General features: G+C 70.1%; 18 protein-coding genes. 4 read left to right on the top strand and 14 right to left on the bottom strand.

The window, feature by feature from the left end:
* Window positions 1-14: 14 nt before the first annotated feature.
* The 4 genes from rplW to rpsJ are packed head-to-tail and all read right to left on the bottom strand — an operon-like array spanning window position 15 to window position 1,944.
* Complete coding sequence (rplW, locus tag KDK95_RS03525; protein WP_212516521.1) at window positions 15-347, bottom strand: 50S ribosomal protein L23; 333 nt, start codon at window positions 345-347, stop codon at window positions 15-17.
* Window positions 347-973 carry a 50S ribosomal protein L4 gene (gene rplD, locus KDK95_RS03530; protein WP_212516522.1) on the bottom strand — a complete coding sequence of 209 codons (627 nt, stop codon included), beginning with the start codon at window positions 971-973 and terminating at the stop codon, window positions 347-349. The genes rplW and rplD overlap by 1 nt, the downstream gene beginning before the upstream one ends.
* A gap of 5 nt (window positions 974-978) precedes the next feature.
* A complete protein-coding gene (rplC, locus tag KDK95_RS03535) occupies window positions 979-1,620 on the bottom strand; it encodes a 50S ribosomal protein L3 (RefSeq protein ID WP_212516523.1) in 642 nt (213 codons plus the stop codon).
* A 15-nt stretch (window positions 1,621-1,635) separates the two neighbouring features.
* On the bottom strand, window positions 1,636-1,944 hold the full coding sequence (gene rpsJ / locus KDK95_RS03540; RefSeq protein ID WP_034266131.1) for a 30S ribosomal protein S10: 309 nt from the start codon (window positions 1,942-1,944) through the stop codon (window positions 1,636-1,638).
* 758 nt (window positions 1,945-2,702) lie between these two features.
* Between rpsJ and KDK95_RS03545 the strand changes: the two genes are divergently transcribed.
* The 3 genes from KDK95_RS03545 to KDK95_RS03555 all read left to right on the top strand — a co-directional run bounded on the left by KDK95_RS03545 (window position 2,703) and on the right by KDK95_RS03555 (window position 5,945).
* Window positions 2,703-3,431 (top strand): hypothetical protein, encoded by a 729-nt coding sequence (locus KDK95_RS03545; RefSeq protein ID WP_212516524.1) that lies wholly within the window; start codon window positions 2,703-2,705, stop codon window positions 3,429-3,431.
* Between the two features lie 120 nt (window positions 3,432-3,551).
* Window positions 3,552-4,703: a cellulase family glycosylhydrolase gene (locus KDK95_RS03550; RefSeq protein WP_212516525.1), complete on the top strand. Its 1,152-nt coding sequence runs from the start codon at window positions 3,552-3,554 to the stop codon at window positions 4,701-4,703.
* Window positions 4,704-4,772: 69 nt separating this feature from the next.
* Complete coding sequence (locus KDK95_RS03555; RefSeq protein WP_212516526.1) at window positions 4,773-5,945, top strand: cellulase family glycosylhydrolase; 1,173 nt, start codon at window positions 4,773-4,775, stop codon at window positions 5,943-5,945.
* Here KDK95_RS03555 and KDK95_RS03560 read toward each other — a convergent pair.
* Genes KDK95_RS03560 through KDK95_RS03595 form a run of 8 tightly spaced genes read right to left on the bottom strand, consistent with a single transcriptional unit; the run spans window position 5,879 to window position 16,515 of the window.
* Window positions 5,879-7,201: a polysaccharide pyruvyl transferase family protein gene (locus tag KDK95_RS03560; protein WP_212516527.1), complete on the bottom strand. Its 1,323-nt coding sequence runs from the start codon at window positions 7,199-7,201 to the stop codon at window positions 5,879-5,881. The genes KDK95_RS03555 and KDK95_RS03560 overlap by 67 nt on opposite strands.
* Window positions 7,189-8,361: a glycosyltransferase family 4 protein gene (locus KDK95_RS03565; protein ID WP_212516528.1), complete on the bottom strand. Its 1,173-nt coding sequence runs from the start codon at window positions 8,359-8,361 to the stop codon at window positions 7,189-7,191. The genes KDK95_RS03560 and KDK95_RS03565 overlap by 13 nt, the downstream gene beginning before the upstream one ends.
* Window positions 8,362-8,382: 21 nt before the next feature.
* Window positions 8,383-9,528 (bottom strand): glycosyltransferase family 4 protein, encoded by a 1,146-nt coding sequence (locus KDK95_RS03570; protein WP_212516529.1) that lies wholly within the window; start codon window positions 9,526-9,528, stop codon window positions 8,383-8,385.
* Window positions 9,529-9,536: 8 nt separating this feature from the next.
* Entirely contained in the window at window positions 9,537-10,988 is a 1,452-nt protein-coding gene (locus KDK95_RS03575) for a lipopolysaccharide biosynthesis protein (RefSeq protein WP_212516530.1), read from the bottom strand.
* Window positions 10,989-11,029: 41 nt separating this feature from the next.
* Complete coding sequence (locus KDK95_RS03580; RefSeq protein ID WP_212516531.1) at window positions 11,030-12,205, bottom strand: glycosyltransferase family 4 protein; 1,176 nt, start codon at window positions 12,203-12,205, stop codon at window positions 11,030-11,032.
* On the bottom strand, window positions 12,202-14,688 hold the full coding sequence (locus tag KDK95_RS37335; protein WP_212516532.1) for a DUF2206 domain-containing protein: 2,487 nt from the start codon (window positions 14,686-14,688) through the stop codon (window positions 12,202-12,204). The genes KDK95_RS03580 and KDK95_RS37335 overlap by 4 nt, the downstream gene beginning before the upstream one ends.
* Window positions 14,689-14,743: 55 nt before the next feature.
* Entirely contained in the window at window positions 14,744-15,745 is a 1,002-nt protein-coding gene (locus KDK95_RS03590; RefSeq protein WP_212516533.1) for a hypothetical protein, read from the bottom strand.
* The gene (locus KDK95_RS03595; protein ID WP_212516534.1) at window positions 15,715-16,515 is read right to left on the bottom strand and encodes a glycosyltransferase family 2 protein; all 801 of its coding nucleotides are present in this window, start codon (window positions 16,513-16,515) and stop codon (window positions 15,715-15,717) included. The genes KDK95_RS03590 and KDK95_RS03595 overlap by 31 nt, the downstream gene beginning before the upstream one ends.
* Window positions 16,516-16,954: 439 nt before the next feature.
* On the opposite strand from KDK95_RS03595, the gene KDK95_RS03600 reads away from it, so the two are divergent.
* Complete coding sequence (locus KDK95_RS03600) at window positions 16,955-19,060, top strand: protein kinase domain-containing protein (RefSeq protein ID WP_212516535.1); 2,106 nt, start codon at window positions 16,955-16,957, stop codon at window positions 19,058-19,060.
* A 121-nt stretch (window positions 19,061-19,181) separates the two neighbouring features.
* Here the strand turns inward: KDK95_RS03600 and tuf are convergent, their stop codons facing one another.
* Entirely contained in the window at window positions 19,182-20,375 is a 1,194-nt protein-coding gene (gene tuf / locus KDK95_RS03605) for an elongation factor Tu (RefSeq protein WP_212516536.1), read from the bottom strand.
* Between the two features lie 82 nt (window positions 20,376-20,457).
* On the bottom strand, window positions 20,458-22,578 hold the full coding sequence (gene fusA, locus KDK95_RS03610) for an elongation factor G (protein WP_212516537.1): 2,121 nt from the start codon (window positions 22,576-22,578) through the stop codon (window positions 20,458-20,460).
* Window positions 22,579-22,600 lie beyond the last annotated feature (22 nt).

The following is a 22,600-nucleotide window of genomic DNA, read 5'->3' on the forward strand; positions in this document are numbered from 1 at the left end:
CCTCGGTGCCGGCCTCAGGAGACCGGGCCCCCGAAGATGTCGATGCGGCTCTTCTTGCTGGCGTCCGTCGGCTGCGGGTCGACCGACACGATGGCGCGCTTGGTCGCGGCGCGGTGACCGTAGGTCCCCACGCGGGTGCGCTTGCGCTTGCCCTTGCGGTTGATCGTGTTCACAGCCGTCACCTTGACGTCGAAGAGCAGCTCGACCGCGTCGCGGATCTGCTCCTTGTTGGCGTCCGGGTGCACGATGAACGTGTACTTGTTCTCGTCGAGCAGCGCGTAGCTCTTCTCCGAGACGACCGGCTTGATCAGCAGGTCGCGGGCGAGAACGTAACGGTCCTTAGCCATCAGGCCTCGCTCCCTTCGGTGTCGGCCGAGGCCTTCAGACGACCGGCGACGAACGCGTCGTAGGCGGCCTTCGTGAAGATCACGTCGTCGCTGACGAGCACGTCGTACGTGTTCAGCTGGTCGGCGTGCAGCAGGTGGACCTCGGGGAGGTTGCGCAGCGAGAGCCACGCGTTGATCTCTTCGCGGCCGAGCACCACGAGCACGTTCTTGCGCTCGGTCACGGCCTTGATCGCGGTCTTCGCGGCCTTGGTCGACGGGATGTCCGCGACGAACTCGTCCACGATGTGCAGACGGCCGTTGCGGGCCCGGTCGGACAGGGCGCAGCGCAGCGCGGCGGCCTTCATCTTCTTCGGCGTCCGCTGCGCGTAGTCGCGCGGCTTGGGGCCGTGCACGATGCCACCGCCGGCGAACTGCGGCGCGCGGGTCGAGCCCTGGCGGGCGCGGCCGGTGCCCTTCTGGCGGTACGGCTTCTTGCCACCGCCGGACACCTCGCCGCGGCGCTTGGTGCTGTGCGTGCCCTGCCGGGCGGCGGCGAGCTGGGCGACGACCACCTGGTGGACCAGGGGGACGTTCAGCTCGACGTCGAAGATCTCCGCGGGGAGATCGACGGAAACAGTGGAAGTCATCTCAATCAGCCCTTCGCCGCCGTCTTGACGAGCACGAGGCCGCCGTTGGGGCCGGGAACGGCACCCTTGATCAGCAGCAGGCCCTTCTCGGCGTCGATCGCGTGGACGGTCAGGTTCTGCACGGTGACCCGCTCGTTGCCCATGCGGCCCGCCATGCGCACGCCCTTGAAGACGCGGCCGGGGGTCGCGCAGGCGCCGATGGAGCCGGGGGAGCGGTGCTTGCGCTGCACGCCGTGTCCGGCGCCCAGGCCCCGGAAGTTGTGCCGCTTCATGACACCGGCGAAGCCCTTGCCCTTGGAGGTGCCGACGACGTCGATCCGCTGGCCGGCCTCGAACACCTCGGCGGTGACCTCCTGGCCGGCGGAGTACTCGGCGGCGTCGGAGGTGCGCAGCTCGACGAGGTGACGGCGCGGGGCGACGTCGGCCTTCTCGAAGTGGCCCTTCTCCGGCCGGTTCACCTTGCGCGGGTCGATCTCGCCGAAGGCGAGCTGGACCGCGGCGTAGCCGTCCTTCTCGATGCTGCGCACCTGGGTCACGACACACGGCCCGGCCTTGACGACGGTCACCGGGACGACCCGGTTCTCCGCGTCCCAGACCTGGGTCATGCCGAGCTTCTCACCCAGGACGCCCTTGATCTGCTTGTCCATGATTAGTAGGCGTCCTTACAGCTTGATCTCGATGTCGACACCGGCCGGCAGGTCGAGCCGCATGAGCGAGTCGACCGTCTTGGGCGTGGGGTCGAGGATGTCGATGAGCCGCTTGTGCGTCCGCATCTCGAAGTGCTCGCGCGAGTCCTTGTACTTGTGCGGCGAGCGGATGACGCAGTAAACGTTCTTCTCGGTCGGCAGCGGCACCGGCCCAGCGACCTGGGCGCCAGTGCGGCTCACCGTCTCGACGATCTTGCGCGCCGAGGAGTCGATGACCTCGTGGTCGTAGGCCTTGAGCCTGATGCGGATCTTCTGTCCCGCCATGGCTGTCCTTCTTCTCGTCTAGTTCCGATGCGGCTTCCGCGCCGGTCCAGCGGACCGACAGGGCGAGCCCTGCTGTCGTACGACCGCGCGCGGCGTTCCGCATGAGAACTTCAGGCCGTCATCCACCAGGCGATTTGCCAGGCGGACCGTACCCGGCGGTAGGTCTTGTCCGGATTTCTCCGACCCACGCGGTCGGGCGTGTCGCATAATGACCACACGCCTTCCCGCAGGCAGGAGGCAGCTCCTGCCGTTCACCACCACTCGGAGAGGGATCGTGACGCGGGCCCGAGACCATGTCCCGGCGCAGCTCACGCCGCACTTTCGTCTAGCGACGCCGTGCGGCGGTTGCGCGGACGGTGCGTCGGGGGTCCGACGCGGCTCCGGGCGCCCGGTTCAGGGCATGCCTGCGCCGAGCAACCACAACAGTGTGCCGTATACCGGGGGGCGATTCCAAATCCGCACGCAGCTCAGGCCAGCCGCGGACCCCGGCGCGAACCCGCCGCCGCGCGCCCCCGGCCCGGCGTACGGCGCGGAGGTCCGGCGGCCTACGGCGCGGAGGTCCGGCGGCGGCCGGCGTGGAGGTCCGGCGCCCGGCGCGAAGCTCCGGCATACGGCGCGAAGGCCCCGCGTACGGCGCGGAGGCCCGGCGGCCTACGGCGCGAAGGCCCCGCGTACGGCCGCTTCGCTATCCTGGCCCGGCCCGGATCCCGGCCCCCGGGGACCGGCCCACCCACCAGCGCAAGGATCCGGACCCCATCATGCGCCTCAAGCGCCTGTGTTCGATAGCCGCGGCGGCCGCCCTGCCGCTCGCGGCCGCCGGCTGCGACCTCCCCGGCCTCTCGCACGCCTCGTCCGGCGGGCCGGCCGGCGGGTCCGCCGCCGGCGCCGCCGCCTCCACCTCGGCGAACCCGGACGCGGGCCTGCTCACCGGCACCCAGCTCAGGGGCGCCCTGGTGACCACCGGCATCCCGTCCGGCTACGCGGCCGTCGCCGCCTCCGCCGTCGACTCCGGCTCGTCCTACGTGTCCCCGAGCCCGCCCTCCACGGCCGCCCCCAAGTGCGCGAACCTCATCGCGTCCGGCTGGGTGAACCTGGCCGGCTACCAGTCCGCCTCCTTCGCCCAGAGCGACTACGTGAACAACGGCAAGTCCGAGGAGTTCCTGCAGGAGATCGACGCCTACCAGGGCAGCACCGCCCAGAGCGTCATGGCCGGCCTGGCCAAGCTCGGCACCAGCTGCCCGACCTTCAAGGACGCGAACACCAAGAACAGCACGGTGAAGGTGTCCGTGGCCACCGCCGCCTCCCCCGGCGCCGGCAGCGTCACCATCACCCTCACGGACCCGTCGTGGGCCAGTTCCGCGACCCTCATCGCCGTCCGCGTCGGCCCGAACGTGATCTCGGTGCTCAACTCGGCCACGGGCGACAGCGCCACCTACGCGAAGACCCTCGCCTCCGCGATCACGGCGAACCTCGCCAAACTCGGCTAGCAGTCGGCCAGGGCGCGCCGGAGCGGACACGAACCGTGCGGCGGCCGGGAGTTCGCGCCCCGGCCTGCGCGATGTGAGCTTCCATCAGTTGACAAGCCGTCATCGGCTAACCTGATCCGCATGTCTGACCGCCCCCGGTTCTTCTGGATAGGCATCGCGCTCGCGCTGTCGATCGCCGCGGCCTGCACGGTCGCGGCCGTGTCGTCCTCGCACAGCGGGGCCGGGAGCGCCCAGCCGGACATCGTCGCGGCGTCCACGCAGCCGCCCGGGATCCCGATCGGCCTCGATTACGGCAACACGCTGTTCAACGCCGGCTCCGCGAAGATCGCCGCGGGCTTCGCGGACGCCAAGAAGCTCGGGGCCTCGTGGGTCCGCGTGGACCTGCCCTGGGACGGGGTGCAGGACACCTCCTCGTCGTCGGCGTACGACTGGAGCCGTTTCGACGAGCTGGTCGACGCGGCCGATTCGCGGGGCCTCGAGCTCCTGGTGACGGTCGTGGACCCGCCGACCTGGGCCAGGACCCCGCAGTGCGACACGCAGGAGAGCTGCGAGCCGCTCGATCCGAAGGCCTACGCCGCGTTCGCCGCCCACGCGGCCGCGCGCTACGCCCCGTACGGCGTGCACGACTGGGAGATCTGGAACGAGGAGAACCTCGGCAGCTTCGCGGCCTCGGCGCATCCCGCGGCCGCCTACGAGAAGCTGCTCGCCGACTCGTACACCGCGATCCACAAGGCCGACGAGCACGCGGTCGTGATGATCGGCGGCCTCGGGATGAGCGATACCGACCCGTCCCAGAACTGGATCGGCGCGTACAGCTTCCTGTCCGGGCTCGCCGTGGCCGGCGGGCTCGACTTCGCGGACGCGATCGGCGTGCACCCCTACGACTGGAACCACATGCCCGCGCAGTCCGCGGCCTTCAAGCTGATCGACGGCACCGGGCAGAGCCTGGAGTCGATCCTGGAGACCTACGGGCACGGCGGCACCCCGTTCTGGATCACCGAGACCGGGGCGCCCACCTCGGGCAGCGGCTCGGCGGCGAGCACCGACTCGACGGGGGCGAGCCACGTCACCTACGCCAGGCAGGCGCAGATCGCCACGGCGACGGTCGCCGCGGAGACCGCCGATCCGCACATCAGAGGCCTGTTCTGGTACACGGACACCGATCTGCCGGGCAGCGGCCTGTACTACGGCCTGCGCACCGCCCACGGGTCCGCCAAGCCGGCGTTCTCCGCGCTGCAGAAGGCGATCGCCGCGTATCGCGCGAGCCTGTGACGGTCTCCGGACGCGAACACCTCAGGATCGCGCGGTACCGGGGCGCCCGGTTCGGATAGGGTGCCCCGTATGGCTTCGCCCGCTCGCCCGCGATCCCACTGGCTGATCGTCGTCGGCTCTCTGCTGGCCGTGGTCGTCTCCACCGCCGCCGCGGTGCACCAGGAGCCGACCGCCTCCGCCGCCGCGCATCCGAAGACCGCCGGCACGGCTTCGCCCAGCCAGGCCGCGACCGTGAACCACTCCCTGAACTTCGGCCTCGCCTACGGAGACACGCTCTACGGCAAGCCGCAGTCGACGATCGACACCAGCCTGGACGACGCGGTCTCGCTCGGCACCAAGTGGATCCGCGTCGACCTGCCGTGGGGCTCGATCGAGCCGCAGGCCGGATCCGGATACGACTGGACCGAGTTCAACCGGATCGCGAGCGCCGCGCAGTCCCGCGGCCTGAAGATCGACGCGATCCTGGACGACGTGCCGCAGTGGGCCAGGGAGTCGGCGTGCCGCACCGACTTCTCCTGCGCGCCGGCCGAGGACGGCCAGTTCGCCGACTTCGCGGCGGCCGCCGCCCGGCACTACGCGTCCTACGGCATGAACACGTGGGAGATCTGGAACGAGCCGAACATCGACGCGTGGGCGCCGGACCCGGATCCCGCCGCGTACGAGAAGCTGCTCGCGGCCACGTCGACGGCGCTGCACAAGGCCGAATCGAGCGCCTTCGTCGTGCTCGGGGGCCTCGCCGCGGTGCCGACGAACGCGAGCCTGCACCGCATCTCAGCGTTCGACTTCCTCACCCAGGTCGCCGAGCTCGGCGGCACGAAGTACGTCGACGCGGTCGGCTACCACCCGTACTCGCTGCCGACGATGCCGTCCGCGTCGGTGAACTTCCAGGCGATCTCCAGCTCGACGGAGAACCTGGAGTCGGTGCTGCAGCGCTACGGCACGCCCAACGTGACGATCTGGCTGAACGAGACCGGCGCTCAGGTCGACAACGCCTATTACGACCCGACCGGCGCGCAGACCCTCACCGGGCAGCAGGAGAGCGCGCAGGCCGCGTACGCGACGAACCTCGTGCACACCGTGGCCGCGAACGACTACGTGTCCGCGGACTTCTGGTACTCGGACCAGGACGACCCGGGCAACCACCTGTTCTTCGGCCTGCGCCGGACGAACGGCACCTATCGGCCCGCGTTCGCGTCGCTCAAGTCGGCGATCGCCGCCTGCGGCTGCAACTCGGGCCGCTGACCCGAGCCGACGGCGCGCAGCACGTCCACGAACTCCCCGGCCCGCTCCCGGTAGGCCGGGATCACCGAGGCGAGCAGGGCCGGATAGCCGCCGTCCGCGCGCAGCTCGTCGTAGAGGGCGATCAGCCGCTCGCCGGTCGCGTCGGCCATGTCGATCACCCAGTGCTCGAGGTCGAGGTCCCGCATGATGCCGCGGCCCTTGCGCTCGTAGCTGACCGCGATGCAGGGCACGTGCGCGAGCAGACTGAAGATCACCGAATGGAAGCGCGTGCCGAGCATGTAATCGGCCGCGCTGTAGAGCGCCATCACGTCGTGGTGGCTGATCGTGTCGTCCTCCACCGAGCGCAGCCGCGGATGCGGGGTCAGCGCGGCAATCCGGCGCTGCACGATCCGGTCGTCGTCCTCGTGGTACGCGCAGGTGACCTGCGGAGCCAGCACGACGTGGACGCCGTCCTCGCGCAGCGCGTGCGCGATCGCCGCCGCCATGGCCTTCTCGTACGCGGCCTGCCCGTCCGGCGGCAGGTACTGCCGCGCGGTGACGAGCAGAACCTTGTCCGCGGCGGGAATGCCGAACTCGGCGCGCCAATCGCGGTCCGAGCGGCAGGTGAAGGCGAAGGCGCTGTCGACGTCCCGGCGAACGATGCGGTCGGGGATCCCCTGCTCGGCGAGCAACTGCCGGGAGATGTCCTCGCGGGCGGAGACGACCGTGTTGCGGGAGAGCACCCGCCGCACGGCGAAGCGCTGGAACCGCGTCGGAAACGGGCCGTACGACTGCGGCGCCGACACCACCGGCACCCGGAAGCGCCCGGCGATCCACAGTGGCAGCAGCAGGAAGGCGACGCTGACGTCCGAGGGCAGGTCCGCGCCCCCGCGCAGGTAGCCGCCGCCGAGCGAGATGACCACGTCGGCCTCGGCGATCGCGGTGAACTCGGCGGCCACCTCCTTCGGCAGCAGCGTCCCGGCCGCGCGCACCAGGAGCCGCCCGAGGCCGGCCGACAGCGCGGCCACGAGGAGGATCGCGACCAGCTTCCGGCTGTGCCGCCGGACCGGATTCACCGATTCCTCGCCCGCGTAGCGCCGAATCGAGCCGAGGTTGGGCACGCCGTCGAACTCCGGTGCCTTCGCCGGGTCCTCGAAACCGCAGATCGCGGTCTCGGCGTCCGGGTACGCCTGCCGCGTCTGCTCGATCATCGCACTCAGCAGCGCGGCGTCGCCGCGGTTGCCGCGCTCGAAGGCGTTGACGATCACGACTCGCACGATGCTGCGACCTCCTGGTAGTGGGTGAGGATCGCGTCCAGGAAGTCCTCGACGCCGTAGCGCTGCGCACGGGCCGCGGAAGCGCGGCCGAGCTTCGCGAGCAGCTCCGGATCGGCCAGCAGCCGGACGAGTTCGTCGGCCAGCGCGGCCGGATCGCCGGGCTCGACGAGCGCGCCGTTGTCCGGCCCGACGAGCTCGGGGATCCCGCCGACGCGCGATCCGACCAGGGGCCGGCCGTGCTGCAGCGCTTCGAGCGCGACGGTGGGGAAGTTCTCCGGCCAGAGCGAGGGGAGCACGACGACGCTCGCGGCGCCCAGTTCGCGGGAGACGGATTCCTGGTCCAGCCAGCCGAGGAAGCGCACTCCCCCGGCCGCGACCAGATCCGCGGCCGCCGCTTCGAGCGCGGTGCGTTCCCGCCCGTCGCCGACGATGGTGAGCTCGGCCTCGGGCACCCGCCGGACGAGCCGCCGGTACGCGTCGAGCAGGATGTGCACGCCCTTCACGCGTTCGAGCCGGCCGACGTAGACGACGTGCGCGGTCGCGGGGACCGGCGTGGCGGCCGCGGTCTGCTCGATCCCGTTCGGCAGCACGTGCGTCGGCACCCGGCCGACGTCGGAGCGGATCGCGTCGGCGAAGTACCCGCTCGGCGCGATCACCCGGTCCACGCGGCGGATCAGCGGCAGGAACGCGGGCCGCTGGACGCACGTCAGATACAGCAGCAGTGCGCGGTCGGCGGCGGAGAGCGAGCCGCCGCTCGCCGCGCTCGGCAGGTTCCAGCGCAGCAGTCCGCTGGTCCAGCTCTCCGGCCCGTGCACGGTCAGCACCCTCGGGTAGCCCCCGGTCGCGACCAGCGCGGCTGGGCTGAATTCGCCGATCGTGTGCAGGTGCACGCAGTCCGGCCGGAACTCGCGCACCACGTCGCCGATCCGGCGGTACGCCTCGCGGTGCCAGAGGTAGCCGAGCGCCTTGGCCGGCCCGCGTCCGGAGACCATCGGCACGAGGTCGTCCGCGAACACGTCCTGCTCGCCGGTGAGCAGCCGGGTCGAGGCGATGACGCGCACCTCGTGGCCGCGGGCGCGCAGGCCGTCGCGGATGATGCGGACGCTCTTCTCCGCGCCGCCGGCCTCGTAGCCGATGTTGACCAGTTGCAGAACCCGCATGCGGACCTCCTCTCCTTGCGCCTACAGCGATCGGAACAGCTCGATGTACCGCCGGGTGAGCAGCGGCCAGGCGAAGCGGGTCTCGGCCCGGGACCGTCCGGCCTTGCCCAGCCGGTCGGCGAGTGCGCCGTCGGTCAGCACCCTGCGGATCGCCGCGGCCAGAGCAGCCGCGTCGCCCGGCGGGACGACCAGACCCGCCTCGTCGTCGCCGACGACGTACGCGAGGCTGCCGACGTCCGTGGCCACCACGGGAGTCGCGCAGGCCATGCCCTCCATGAGCACCGTGCCCGCGCACTCGGCGTTCGTGGTCGAGGCCAGCGCCATGACCGCCGCCCGGCCGATCGCGTCCACGAGTTCCGCGCCGCGCAGCACGCCGACCGCCTCGACCCGGTCGGCCACGCCGAGGCGCCTGGCCGTCTCCAGATGGCCCGGCAGCGCGTCGCCGTCGCCGATCAGCCGCAGCCGCGCGTCCGGCACGTCCTTCAGCAGCGCCATCGCCTCGATGAGGACGTCGATCCCCTTCCAGGAGGACGCCGCCTCCAGCCGGCCCACGTACACGACCTCGCGCGCACGGGCCGAGGCGGGCGGCCCGGGGACGAACCGCTCGATGTCCACGCCGGGAGTGATCAGCACCGCTCCGGGGCGGTCGGCCGCGAGCGAGGAGGGACCGACCGGCACCGGGACGTCTGCGGCCGCGAACAGCCTCGGCAGCACGTGCCGCTCGTAGCGCGCGATGAGCCGGTCCGCCAGGCCGCTGCACGCCACGCCCTTGTGCATCGTCCCCGCGTGATACGTCAGAACCTTGCGACGGCGGCGCCCGGCCGCGAAGATGCCCACGTCCGCGAGGCCGGGCACCGGGGCATGCGCGTTGACCACCTGCGCGCCGGTCTTGCGCAGCCAGCGGCGAACCTGCACCGGCCACAGCGGGCTGATCGGCGAGTTCGACAGCCGCAGCCAGGCGCCCAGCCGCACGACGAGCACGCCGTCCTCGGTGTCCACCGTGCTGCGCAGTCCGGTGTCGCGCGTGGTGATGACGACCGCGGCCAGATCGTCCTGCTCGGCCACCGCTCGGGCGAGCCGGGCGACGTAGTTCTCGACCCCGCCGACGTGCGGCGGGTAGTACGCGCAGACGAACGCGACGGTCTTCTTCGCGGCCCTCGATGGCATCGGTGCCCTCACCACTTGAGCGCCTCCTCGTCGTCGGCGCGTTTCGGCATGTCCGGGAGTTCGGTGCGCGGCCGGCTCCGCATGGACGCCGCCGACCATTCCGGCCGGTTCCACGGGAAGACCATCGGGATCGTGCCGGTGTCGTCGAGGAAGCCGCCGGCGATCGGCTCCTCCCACTCCGGCTCGCCTTCCTCCGCCTCGACCGCGGGCGCGGGAGCCGGAGCGTGCTGGTGCCAGGGGATGCAGACGGCGGCGGCGAGGCCGGAGGCGAGGTTGCCCGCATCCCAGGCCCAGCCCAGCCATACCAGGCCGCGCGCGGCGAGCAGCAGGGCCATCGCGACCGTCACGACGAGGAACACGACGTTGCTCATCACCATGGCACGCAGCTTGCGGTGCACCCGCAGCGCATTGCTCGCCCACGTGTTGAGCACCACCGCGATCACGCCGACGGCCAGCACGATCAGCAGCATCCGAGCGTTCGCCGCGTACTGCGCGCCGAACAATGCGAGCAGCGGACCACTGCCGCCTGCGACGATCGCCGCCGCCGGAATCCCGGTGATCACCATGATCTTCGCGGAGCGCTTGAGCACCTCGCCGGTCCGGGAGAGGTCGTGGGAGGCCTCGGAGAACATCGCCTCGCCGACAGCCGCGCACACGGCCGTGAGCATGCCCGCGATCTGGAAGGCGATGTAGTAGTAGCCCGCGTCCGTCGGCCCGAGCTTCTGCAGCACGATGAGCGGGAGCACCAGCGACGGCAGCAGGTTCAGCAGCGCGGACACATAGCTCGCCAGCGAGAACCTGGCGTACTTGCGCAGCCCGGTGCCGCGCGTCTTCAGGTCCACCCGGAACCCCAGGCGCCACCACATCAGCACGAACGACGCGACGACGGCCACGACGTAGCCGCCGCCCATCGCCCCGACGATGCCGACCGCGCCGAGGGAGACGAGGCTCAGCGGCAGTACCAGCTTCGCGACGCCCTGGATGATCCCGTCGGCGAGCAGGTTGTACTGCGGTATGCGGGCACTGATGAACACCGTGTCGGTGATCACGTTGAGCGCCGCGGTGACGCAGACGCCGACGAACATTCCGCCGAGCCACGGATTGGCCCGGATGAACATCAGCTTCTCGGCGTAGAGCGGCAGGCCCAGCAGGTAGCCGGAGGCGATGACGAAGGCGGCGGAACCCACCACCGCGCAGGCCAGCGTGATCTGGCTGTTCCGTGCGCGCTGCGGGGCCGCGAAGCGGATCAGCGTGCTGTTCATCCCGCACAGGCTCATGTACGAGATGAGCGAGATGGCCGAGATCAGCGACGTGGCCAGGCCGACCCGCGAGGCGCTGAACAACCGCGCGACCAGGGCCCAGAACGCGAAACTGAGCAGCGCGGTGAGCCCGGTCGTCCCCATCAGGAAAATCGAGTTCTGCGTCACCTTCTCGGCGGAGCGGGCGTGTCGGGCTGCCATTCACGCGCTCGCAATCGCGCTGAGCCCATGGGCAGGCAGCCTCATCGGGTACTCCGCGCCACCGCGCGGTATCGGCGCAGCAGCGTCTCGACGTGCCTGCCCCACGAGAAGCGCTCTTCGGCGTACGAAGCGGCCTGCTTGCTCAGCCGCTCACGCTCGGCCTCGTCGGCGGCCATCGTCACCAGCGCGGTACGCAGCGCCTCGGCGTCGCGGCGGATCAGCGCGACACCGGCCTGCTCGAGACCGTACGGCGCGTAGGCCGGATCGTCCGACGTGACGACGGGCATCCCAGAGCTCATCGCCTCCTGGATCACGAGCGGGAAGCCCTCGCCGGTCGAGGGAAGCGCGAAGACGTCGCAGGCGCGGTAGAGCTGCGCGACCTCGTCCGCCGGGCGTCCGCCGAGATGGTGGACGGCAGGCCGCGCCTGCACCTCCCGGACGGCGCGCTCGTCACCCGTGCCGACCACGACCACGTCGTAGGCCGGATCGGCGGCCTCGAGCACGAGGTCGATGCCCTTCTTGGGCACGAGCCTGCCGACGTAGAGCACCAGCACGCGATCGAGGGGCAGGCCGAAGCGCTTCCGGATCAGGGCCCGCTCCTGCGCGCCCGAGGACGGACGGTAGAACTCGCCGTCCACCCCGTTCGCGAGCACTTCGACCTTTTCCGGGGCGGCGCCGAGCAGGGTGACGAACTCCGTCACGTGACCGTTGAGCGTGAACACGTTCCGGGCGCGGCGCAGCAGCATGCGTCCCGCCGTGCCGTACACGAGCTTCTGCACGGTCTGCACCGCGGCCGAAGGGTGATCGACCATCGCGACGTGCTGGGTGAGCACCATCGGCCTGCGCCGCAGCACGGAGGCGAGGCCCGCGGTCCACGAGGACAGGTAGAAGCAGTCGTGGACGTGGATGACATCGGCCCATCCGGCCCAGCGCAGAGCCTGGAAGGCAAGACTCGGCGAGAACAGCGGGAAAGGGACCCCTGCCTTGCGCTCGGCGATGTTCCAGGCCGCGACCCGCACTACGCGGACGCCGTCCACGGTTTCCACGCCAGTGCGCTCGCCGCTGGTCAGCACCACGACCTCGTGACCCTGTTGAACGAGCCGTGTCGCCTCGTCCCGCACCACGCGCTCGATCCCGCCGACGTGCGGCGGGAAGTAGTGGCAGACCAGCAGGACGCGCAGTGCACCGCCGTCGGCTATGGCAGGAGTCGAGGTCACTGGTAGATCTCCACTCCGTCGCTCGCGTAGATCTCGTTGTACACCTGGTTGAGCAGCGACATCGGATAGCGATACGTGATCAGGTCGCCGCGGTAGAAGACAGTCACCTCGCCCGTGTCCGAGGTCTCCGCGCCCAGGAAAGTGAACGCGTTGATGCTGAGAACCGTCGGGTAGATGTTCGACTTCACACCGCCGGTGAACACCGTCTGCAGCCGGTTGAAGGTGTACTGATCCGTCTGGATGACGTTCGACGGCGACTTCGACCCGGACGCCCGGACCTTGCGATCCAGCCAGTTCGCGGCGGTCTGCTCGGCGACGGTCGGATAGTAGATGTCGTAGTACTGGCCCGAATTACCGAGCGAGAGCGGCGCCGCGTACTCACCGGTGAAGTGGGGCAGCGCGCCGGTCAGGAAGAGCACGAGCGCGGCGGTCACCGCGCAGACCGCGGGTATGGTCCACCGCTTGAGCCAGCTGAACATCCACAGCAGTCCGAGCGCCATGAAGGGCGCGAAGAAGTAGATGCCCTGCTGGAATGCGCGCAGCACGCTGTAGTCCACGGACAACTGCGGAACGACGGTGAGCAGCACGAGCATGCCCAGGGCCCCGATGGTCAGCGAGATCTGGTCGCGGACCGGTTTCAGGCCATTGCGATAGTGCAGCCACCAGGCGATCAGGCCGAGCACGATGAGCAGCTGCAGGAAGTAGGCCGCGAGATTGCGCCCCAGCGAGTTCAGCCCGGACACGTCGAGGCCGAGCGAGTCGAGCATCCGGCCGAACGAGGTGGACGGCGCCTCGGCCGCGGCGACGTACGGCGTGGAGGCCGTGTACGCCATCGACGTGGGCAGCAGGCCTCCCTTCGCCCGCGCGGCCGCCGAGTTCGCGATGGTCGCGGCACGGTAGTCGGCCAGCCGCTGCTGGTCCGTCTCCGTCGCGCCGCCGAAGACGCTGAACGACGTGCCCGAGGAGGCGGCCTGACCGGTGTCGTCGCCGAAGGTCTCCTGCATCGCGATGGAGATCGTCGACTTGAGCTGACCTGCCGTGCCGGTCACCGGTCCGGCCCAGAGCAGCGCGAAGCCGGCCACGATCGGCAGCATCCACCAGACCAGGAAACTGTGCTCGTTGCCGTGGCGCCGCACCGACCGCGACCGGGCCCCCGCCGCGGACTTCTTCAACCGCACCGCGCGACGCCAACTGCCCAGCCGCCAGAACAGGTCGATGACGATCCCGAGTCCCAGCACCATGATCACGACGTACGTCGTCGAGTAGTGCGCGAGCGCCAGGCCCACCATCAGCGCCAGGAACGCGATGCGCCGGTTGCGCAACCGCGGCGCGGTGTCCGTCACCACCAGCATCCCGCAGCCGAGCAGGACGAACGCGATCTCCTGCCGTCCCATGTACGGCATGTCGGTGAAGTACGTCGGGAACATCACGAAGAACACCGCGGACAGCACGGCGATCCGCCGCGGCGCCACGTTGCGCACAGCACGGAAGATCATCACCGGCGCGAGCGCGAAGACGGCCGGGATCACGGCCTTGAACACGTAGATCCCGGAGATCGTGGTGAGCTTGGCGATCGCCACCGGCAGGATCGTGATGCTCAGGCAGGCGTTGAAGGCGTTCGAGAAGGTGTGAACCTCCCAGCGTTCCCACCCGAACGCGAGTTGGTAGTAGTAGTACTCCTTCTGGATGTCGTGCCCGGTGATCAGCCAGCCGCGCAGCGAGGTGAGCAGCAGCAGCCCGAGGGCGCCGCAGTAGATGCCCAGCTCCGTCGCCGCGACGGAAAGCCGGTCCACCGCGACCAGCCCGATCAGCAGCGCCGTCACGCAGATCATCGCGGCCACGCTGACGCCGTCGCCGAACCCGTTGTTGATCCGGACCGGTCCGGCCACCGACAGCGCCAGGCAGCACAGCCCGGCGGCGCCGATCCACAGCACCCCGCTCCGGCGCGGACGCCACTCGGCGAACAGCCCCGGCACCGGCTCGGGCAGGACTGCGCCGAGCAGGATCGCCGTGCCCGCGAGCGTGGCGGCGATCGGGATCGTCGACAGCGGCCGCGTGTCGTGCGCGATCCGCGGCAACAGCTCGTTCAGTCCGAGCAGCGCGACCATATCCGTCACCAGCCCGAAGCCAACCGCGACCAGCAGCGCTCCGTCGAAGGTGGACGTGGTCCGGCTGGAGACGCCGTACCAGACGGCTGTCGGCGCCCCGAAGACGAGCCACAGCCCGGGGAGGTCGGCGAGCGCGTTCCCGGGCGGCCCGAAGACCTCGATCACGCAGGCGAGCGCCGTGAGGAGCAGGACGACCTGCCGAGCCCGGATCTGCCGCGTCCCGGCAGAAGCGGCCGGGACGACCGACTCGGCCGCCCGGTCCGCCTCGGCTGAACCGGCCGACGCGGCCGTCTCCGCCGGAACGGCCGCCCTGTCCGCCTCGCCCCGCTCGACCGAACGGGCCGTGCGCGACCGCGGGTTCGACCTCGACTTCACCCGTGACATCTCGTTGATCCGTTCCTGGCCTGGCGGTCCGCGGCGCGCCGCCTCGCTAGTGCTTCGCGGTGGTGGTCGGCGTGGCGCTCGCCGTGGCGGTCGGCGACGGGATCGCCTCGCCGGCGATCCGGTAGTGCAGGGTCTGCGGCTGGCCGACCAGGTTGATCCACAGCACCTGGGCGTCGGAGGATATCTGCACCGCGACCTTGACGACCACGGTGGCCTCGCCGTGCTTCGGCGTCACCTTGATCGAGGTCGTCGTGTCCGTCTTGCCGACCCCGTTCACCGTCCACACCTTGAGAGTGAACGAGTCCTGCGTCGTCGCGTGGTTGACCACGGTCACCGGGACACTCAGCGTGATCCCACTCACCGTGGGCGTGCCGCTGAGGTACATCTCCGTGTACGCGGTCGGCAGCCGGCTGAACGACTGGCGCAGGATCGTCTGCACCGAGGAGAGCGAGCTCACCCAGACGAGCACCAGCACGACGACCCCGGCCACCGCGCCGATCGACACCGCCCGCCGACGCCCGACCAGCCCACGCCGCGACTCAGCAGCCTCGGACCCGGTCTTGGCAGGCGCCTCCGACTCCGACTCGGCATCGGGCTCTGATTTTGCCGCGGACTCGGAGACGGCCGCCGACTCGTCGCCGGCATCCTCGCCCGCGTCCTCACGGCCATGGCGCCCCGTCTCCACGCCCTCGCGCGGCACAGCCCGGCGACGCGTGCGCTCGCCCGGCATCTCGTCGCGATCGGCGTCGGACTCCGACGCGCGAGGCGGCACAGCCCGGCGACGCGTGCGCTCGCCCGGCGTCTCGTCGCGATCGGCGTCGGACTCCGACGCGCGAGGCGGCACGGCCCGGCGACGCGTGCGCCGCCTGATCTCGGGCTCTGATTCCGGCTGTGTCGCGGCGTGCTCCTCCGGCTCGCCGCCCCCGCTCTCCGGCCGCCACGGCTCCTCGTCCGGGCGCGGATCCTCCACGGCGCTCTCGACGCCGTTCCCCGGCTCGCGTTCGACGCTCCGCCCGGTCAACTCGGCATCGCGCTGGTCAGGGAACACTGCGCCTTTTCTCCGTCCGGTTCGAGCACACCTCCGTCAGAGGCCAGGGCGGGGATGACGACCTGTGCCTCCAGGTCGGCGGCGTGCCCTCGGCGCAGCCGGTGCTCGAAGAGGCTGTACAGGTTGGACATGCCGTCCATGATCGCGTTGAGCTTCACCTCGCCGCCCCGCATACGGTACTCGATGGGCACCTCGAGCACCCGGTAGCCGGCGAGCGCGGCGGCGTTCTTGATCTCCTGCGAGAACGCCATGCCCGGGGAGCGCACGTCGACGCCCTTCCAGACGTAGCGGCGGAAGACCCACATTCCCGACTGCGAGTCGCGGAAGTCGTGCCGGAACAGCAGCCGGCTCACCAGGCTGAGCACGTGGTTGCCGAGGAAATGAGAGTCCTTCATCGCCTCGCGGTTGGCCGGGTGCAGCCGGTCGGTGGTGAGGAACTCGACGTCCCGCTCCTCGACCACCGAGAGCAGCTCGGGCAGCGCGTCGAACGGGTACGTCCGGTCGGCGTCGCCGGTGGCGATGTAGGACCCTGATGCGGCGTCGAAGCCGGCCTTGTACGCGTTGCCGTAGCCGCGCTCCGGCTGCACGACGACCCGCGCCCCGCATGCGCGGGCCACGTCCCCGGTGCGGTCCGTGGAGTTGTTGTCGACGACGATGACCTCGGTCTCGAAACCCGCGTCCCGCAGCCGATCCACCGGAACCGAGGTCAATACGGCCGGTATGTTCTCTTCCTCGTTCAATGCCGGAATGACGATCGACAGCGTCTTCACAGCGGGTCCCCCACGGTCGCGGTACATGAAGTGGATGTGCACCTGACGGCTCGAGCGGCGACGCCTCCCGGGCAGCCCGCGGACAGCATTGTCCAGCGTGGGCCTCATACACCGCGTGCAGGATTCTGCCAGTCCGCCAGGGTACGGGGCCACCCTCGATCCCGTTTCGTTACAAGGCATCCGAGACCGGCAAATCAGCCCAATGTTCTTATCTCAGGGCTCGTCCCGCATTCGCCCGGTCCGGCGGGAACGCCGTATGCGGCGGGGCGCGCGGAGACCGGCGGGGGGCGGTGGCCTAGCTCTTGCGGCCTCGGTAGACTCCCCACGGGCCGGGGTATCGCCGATTCGCCGGGGGGGACGCCGCAGCGCGACCGCCGGACAGGGCGGCCTGCCGGGCATCGACCGCAAACGCGAAAGGCTCGAGGATCCGATGAGTGGCGTGGACCAGCGACTCGGCAGCCGGTATGTGCTCAAGGAACGCCTGGGCCGCGGAGCCATGGGCACCGTGTGGCGGGCGCTGAACACCGAGACGAACCAGGACGTCGCCGTCAAGATCCTCAGCGAGGAGCTTAGCGACGAGCCGGAGATGGTCACCCGGTTCATCCAGGAACGCAATACCCTGATCTCAGTGCGCCACCCCAACCTGGTGCGGATCCACGACCTGGTGGTCGAGAACGGCAAGCTGGGCATCGTGATGGACCTGGTCGCCGGCCCCGACCTGCACAAGCACCTGGCCGAGCGCGGGGTGCTGAGCCTGGCCGAGGCCGCGGTGATCGGCCGCGGAGTCGCCGACGCGCTCGCCGCGATCCACGCGGCCGGGATCATCCACCGCGACCTGAAGCCCGCCAACATCCTGCTCGACCTCAGCGGACCGCAGGCGCAGCCCAAGCTCGTCGACTTCGGCATCGCCCGGATGCTCGCGGGCAGCCGGCTCACCTCCCGCTCGTCGGTCGTCGGCACCCCGCAGTACCTCTCGCCCGAGGCGATCAGCGGCGCGGAGCCGAGCCCGGCCCTGGACGTGTACGCGTTCGGCATCGCCCTCTACGAGCTGCTCACCGGCGCGCCGCCGTTCCACGGCGACCAGCTGCTGCAGGTGCTCAACCAGCACATGTACCAGGAACCGCAGTGGCCGCAGTCGATCCCGCCGCAGATCCTGCCGCTGCTGCAGGCGATGCTGGCCAAGGACCCGCAGGCCCGGCCCACCGCGCTGGACATCAGCGCCGCGATGAACGCCCTGGTCGCCAACCTCGGACCGGTCACCTTCCCGCAGCAGGCGCCCGCCGCCCAGTCCCCGGCGCTGCCCGTCCCGCAGCAGCAGGCGTGGCCCGCCCCCCTCCAGCAGCAGGCGGCGCCGAGCCCGCTGCCGAGCCCGCTCCCCGGACCCCAGAGCCCGGTGCAGGCCTCGCCCTACGGCGTGCCGCAAGCACCGCAGACTCCTTATCCGCAGGCGCCGCAGACCCCGTATCCGCAAGCACCGCAGACCCCGTATCCGCAGCAGCCGCCGGGCTTCGGCCCGCAGCCCGGCCCCGGAACGCCGCTGCCCGGCGGCTACGGAACCCCCGGCCAGTCCCCGATCCCGGCGCCGTCGCCCTCAGGGTTCTTCTACCCCGGCCGGGAGATGCTCGGCGAATCGGACCCGAACGCCGAGAACACGGTCTTCACGCCGAACCCGCCGCCGTTCACCGAGGACATGTTCACGGTGAAGAAGCCGCAGCGGCGCTGGCGCAAGCCGCTGCTGATCGGCCTGCCGGTCGTGGCCGTGCTCGTCGCCGGCGGACTGGTCGCCGCGCTCACCCTGGGCGGCGGCGGCTCGCCGGCCCCGAAGCCGATCGCGGCCGGCACGTCCAGCGCGTCGCCCACCGCCGTCAGAGTGGCGAGCTGCCCGGCCGAGGCCTCCGTGGGCATCGCCGCCGCGGCGCGCTGGACCCTCGACGGCACCCCCGGCGACTGCTCGGTGGCGCCGTCCACCGCGAACTCGCTCACCCTCGCCCACGGCGCCCGCTGGACCAACAGCACTTCGCACGGCCACGTGCTCAAGCTCTCCACCGGCAACGCCGTGGCCACCGTGCCCAACACCGGCTTCGTGAACACCTCGACCAGCTTCAGCGTCTCGATCTGGGTCTACCTGAACGCACTGAACAAGTCGAAGTACTCGACCGTGCTGATCATGCAGGGCAACAGCATCGACGCCTTCAAGCTCGAGTACAACCCCGGCTGGGGCGGCTGGGCCTTCAACCGCAGCAGCGAGGACAACCCCAAGGCGACCTGGATCGCCGCGGCCAGCAAGACCGCGCCGAAGACCGGCGCCTGGACCCACCTCGTCGGCGTGTACGACGCCACCGCCAAGACCATGAGCCTCTACATCAACGGCACCCTCGCCGCCCAGACCCCCGGCGTCGTCGCCTGGAACGCGAACGCCCAGATCGCCCTCGGCGCGAACATCTACCAGAACGGCACCACCTACGACGGCCTGACCGGCAACCTGAGCGACCTGCAGATCTTCGACTCGGCCCTCACGGCGAAGCAGGTCAGCGAGCTGCAGTGAGGCCGCACATCCTCGCCTGAAAAAGGAAGAGCCCCCCGCAATCCCGGAAAGGATGCGGGGGGCTCTACGTCCTTCGACTCACCGCGGGGCGCGAAGCCCCGCGGTCAGTGACGAGCCGAGACTAGGCCGTGATCTTGGTGACCCGGCCGGCGCCGACGGTGCGGCCGCCCTCGCGGATGGCGAAGCGCAGGCCCTCCTCCATGGCGATCGGCTGGATCAGCTTGACCGACATCTCGGTGTTGTCGCCCGGCATGACCATCTCGGTGCCCTCGGGGAGGGTCACGACGCCGGTCACGTCGGTCGTCCGGAAGTAGAACTGCGGACGGTAGTTGTTGAAGAACGGCGTGTGCCGGCCGCCCTCGTCCTTGGACAGGATGTACGCCTGGCCGACGAAGTCGGTGTGCGGGGTGATCGAGCCCGGCTTGACGACGACCTGGCCGCGCTCGACGTCGTCGCGCTTGGTGCCGCGGAGCAGCAGGCCGACGTTCTCACCGGCCTGGCCCTCGTCGAGCAGCTTGCGGAACATCTCGACGCCGGTGACCGTGGTGGTCTGCTTGGTCGGACGGATGCCGACGATGTCGACCGTCTCGTTGACCTTGACCACGCCGCGCTCGATACGACCGGTGACGACGGTGCCACGACCGGTGATCGTGAAGACGTCCTCGATCGGCATCAGGAACGGCTTGTCGGTCTCGCGCTCCGGCTGCGGGATGAACTCGTCGACCGCGTCCAGCAGGCCGAGGAGCTTCTCGCCCCACTCCTGGTCGCCCTCGAGCGCCTTGAGCGCCGAGACGCGCACGACCGGCACGTCGTCGCCCGGGAACTCGTACTCGGACAGCAGCTCGCGGACCTCGAGCTCGACGAGCTCCAGGATCTCCTCGTCGTCCACCATGTCGGACTTGTTCAGGGCCACGACGATGTAGGGCACGCCGACCTGACGGGCGAGCAGCACGTGCTCCTTCGTCTGCGGCATCGGGCCGTCGGTGGCGGCCACGACCAGGATCGCGCCGTCCATCTGGGCGGCACCGGTGATCATGTTCTTGATGTAGTCCGCGTGACCGGGGCAGTCCACGTGGGCGTAGTGGCGCTTGTCGGTCTGGTACTCGATGTGCGCGATCGAGATCGTGATACCGCGCTGACGCTCTTCCGGCGCCTTGTCGATCTGGTCGAACGGCGTGAACGGGTTGAGGTCCGGGTACTTGTCGTGCAGCACCTTCGAGATCGCCGCGGTGAGAGTGGTCTTACCGTGGTCGATGTGACCGATGGTGCCGATGTTGACGTGCGGCTTGGTCCGCTCGAACTTCGCCTTCGCCACGTTGTCCTCCTGTGGACTGGTGCGGTGCCGGTAGGCTGGATTGCCCCGGCGGCAGTGGATGTTTCAGGTGGGTCGGCTTGGGCTACTCGCCGCGCGCCTTCTTGATGATCTCCTCGGCCACGTTCCGCGGAACCTCGGCGTAGGAGTCGAACTGCATGCTGTACGAGGCCCGGCCGGAGGTCTTCGACCGCAGGTCGCCGACGTAGCCGAACATCTCGGACAGCGGAACCAGGGCCTTGACGACCCGGGAACCGAACCGCTCCTCCATGGCCTGGATCTGGCCACGGCGGGAGTTCAGGTCGCCGATCACGTCGCCGAGGTAGTCCTCGGGGGTCGTGACCTCGACCGACATCATCGGCTCGAGGATCGCGGGGCTGGCCTGGCGGGCAGCCTCCTTGAAAGCCATCGAACCGGCGATCTTGAACGCGAGCTCGGAGGAGTCCACCTCGTGGTACTGACCGTCGAGGAGGGTCACCTTCACACCCGTGAGCGGGTAGCCCGCCAGGATGCCGAACTCCATCGCCTCCTGCGCGCCGGCGTCCACGGACGGGATGTACTCCCGCGGGACGCGGCCGCCGGTGACGGCGTTGACGAACTCGTAGCCGTTGTCGCCCTCGCCGTCGCCCTCCAGGGGCTCGAGCTTGATGATCACACGCGCGTACTGGCCGGAGCCACCGGTCTGCTTCTTGTGCGTGTACTCGGTCTTGTCCACCGTGCGGCGGATCGTCTCGCGGTAGGCCACCTGCGGCTTGCCGACGTTCGCCTCGACCTTGAACTCGCGGCGCATGCGGTCCACCAGGATCTCCAGGTGGAGCTCGCCCATGCCGCCGATGATCGTCTGGCCGGTCTCCTCGTCGGTCCGCACGGAGAAGGACGGGTCCTCCTCGGCGAGCCGCTGGATCGCGGTGCCCAGCTTCTCCTGGTCGCTCTTGGTCTTCGGCTCGATCGCCACGTGGATGACCGGCGCCGGGAAGGTCATGGACTCCAGGACCACCGGGTTGGACGCGTCGCAGAGCGTCTCGCCGGTCGTGGTGTCCTTCAGGCCCATGACGGCGACGATGTCGCCCGCGCCCACCGACGGGATCTCCTCACGCTTGTTCGCGTGCATGCGGTAGATCTTGCCGATGCGCTCCTTGCGGCCCTTGACCGAGTTGAGCACCGACGAGCCGGCCTCGAGGCGGCCCGAGTACACCCGGACGAAGGTCAGCTTGCCGAGGTGCGGGTCGCTCATGATCTTGAACGCCAGCGCGGCGAGCGGCTCCTCGTCGGAGGGCTTGCGGTGCAGGATCTCCTCCTCGTTGCCGACGGCGTGGCCGTCGATCGAGGGGACGTCCAGCGGCGAGGGGAGGTAGCGCACGACCGCGTCGAGCAGGGGCTGCACGCCCTTGTTCTTGAACGCGGTGCCGCAGAAGACCGGGGTGAGCTTCGAGGCGAGCGTGGCGCGGCGGATGGCCGCGTACAGCTGCTCGGTGGTGGGCTCGACGCCCTCCAGGAACAGCTCCATGAGCTCGTCGTCGTTCTCGGCGATGGTCTCGACGAGCTTGTTGCGCCACTCGTCGGCGGCCTCGGTGTGCGTGGCGGGGATGTCGACCTCGTCGTACATCTCGCCCAGCTTGGCCTCGATGTTCCAGATGAGGGCCTTCATCTTCACGAGGTCGATGACGCCCTTGAAGTCGGCCTCCGCGCCGATCGGCAGCTGCATCACCAGGGGGATGGCGTTGAGCCGGCTGACGATCATGTCGACGCAGCGGTGGAACTCCGCGCCGGTGCGGTCGAGCTTGTTGACGAAACAGATTCGGGGCACACCGTACCGGTCGGCCTGCCGCCACACGGTTTCCGACTGCGGCTCGACGCCGGCGACGCCGTCGAACACGGTGACCGCGCCGTCGAGGACGCGCAGCGAGCGCTCGACCTCGACCGTGAAGTCCACGTGTCCGGGGGTGTCGATGATGTTGATGGTGTGGTCGACGTCGTCCGTCTTCCAGTGGCAGGTCACCGCGGCGGAGGTGATCGTGATGCCGCGCTCCTGCTCCTGCTCCATCCAGTCGGTGGTGGCAGCGCCGTCGTGGACCTCGCCGATCTTGTAGCTCATGCCCGTGTAGTACAGGATGCGCTCGGTCGTCGTGGTCTTACCGGCGTCGATGTGCGCCATGATGCCGATGTTGCGGACCTTGGCAAGGTCTACGGCGGCGTTCGTGGCCATGGTGGCTCGTCTACTTTCGCGA

The sequence above is a fragment of the Actinospica acidithermotolerans genome (assembly GCF_018139625.1).
In the GTDB taxonomy this organism is placed as follows: domain Bacteria; phylum Actinomycetota; class Actinomycetes; order Streptomycetales; family Catenulisporaceae; genus Actinospica; species Actinospica acidithermotolerans.